This window comes from Acinetobacter faecalis (assembly GCF_034187745.1).
Classification (GTDB): domain Bacteria; phylum Pseudomonadota; class Gammaproteobacteria; order Pseudomonadales; family Moraxellaceae; genus Acinetobacter; species Acinetobacter faecalis.
In genome coordinates, this window is the sequence record NZ_JAXHPF010000021.1 from 1 (window position 1) to 1,213 (window position 1,213).

Here is a 1,213-nt window from a genome sequence, read left to right on the forward strand (position 1 = left end):
AAGTCCTTTGCCATTTGATTTGGCGTTTTAAAATTCAGACCTTTTTGAATTCTGCTTTGATTATAAAATAGCTCTATGTATTTTGTAATATCTGCTTTGGCTTCTTCTCTTGTTTGGTAGGTGCGATGGTGAACAAGTTCATTCTTTAATATGCCCCAAAAGCTCTCAATGGGTGCATTATCGTAACAATCCCCACGTTTGCTCATTGAACCTTGAAATCCATATTTTTCAATCATGTTACGATATTCATGACTGCAATACTGACTGCCTCTGTCCGAGTGAACGATTAAGTTTCGAGATGGCTTATGATTGCGAATAGCCATGCTGAGCGTATTGCAAACAAGTTGGGCTGTCATCCGTTCACTTAAGCTATAGCCAACCACTTGTTTGCTACAAAGATCTTTTAAAGCAGCTAAATACAGCCAACCTTCAGTTGTCCATACATATGTAATGTCACTTACCCACGCAACATTTGGGGTAGTTACTTCAAAGTTTTGCTCTAACAAATTATCGTAGATAGATCGATTATGGTCGCTATTCGTTGTTCTTTTAAAACGTTTATGGCGCTTACAATACAGCTGATTTAGCTTTTTAATACAACGGACTTCATACTGACTGATTTTGATACCTTTAGATTGTAAGTGTTTAGTTAAACGAATATAACCATAACTTTCATTGGTTTCTAGATGGGCTATTTTGACCAAGATTGTCTGTTGGTTTCTTTGAATAGTTCGTTGGCTTAAGCCACGCTTTGACCAATCATAAAACCGTGAAACTGAAACTTTGAGCAGTCTAGCCATCAGCGTTATCGAGTAACTGTTTTTGTGCTCTTTCATGTAAGCGTACCTCACTGATTTTCCTTGGCAAAGTACGCTGCTGCTTTTTTTAGAAATTCTCTTTCTATTTCCGCAGTTTTGAGTTGCTGTTTGAGTTTCTTATTTTCTGCAAGTAGAGCAACGAGATCAGGTGAATATTGTTGTGTGCCCGCTAATGTTCCAGCTTTTGCTTTATTATGCCAATTCGACAGCGTTTGCATGGAAATACCAAGTTGTCGTGCTGTCTCTGAAACATTTCCTTTATTTGAATCAATAGCCTTGATTGCTTCAGCTTTAAATTCTGCTGTATAAATCTTTTGTTTTTTGCTCATGGTAAACTCCTGATGAGTATGTTTAGTTTACCAAGTTAAAGTCTCCGTTTTTTTCAGCACACATCA

Annotated in this window: 1 protein-coding gene; it reads right to left on the reverse strand. The window is 37.3% G+C overall.

Features of this window, described 5'->3' with window-relative positions:
- A protein-coding gene (locus SKM54_RS12355; RefSeq protein WP_321095509.1) for an IS3 family transposase occupies positions 1-1,147 on the reverse strand; the annotation gives its coding sequence in 2 pieces (ribosomal slippage) (positions 1-880 and positions 880-1,147; 1,148 coding nt annotated over the 2 pieces). This gene is flagged as partial in the annotation.
- Positions 1,148-1,213 lie beyond the last annotated feature (66 nt).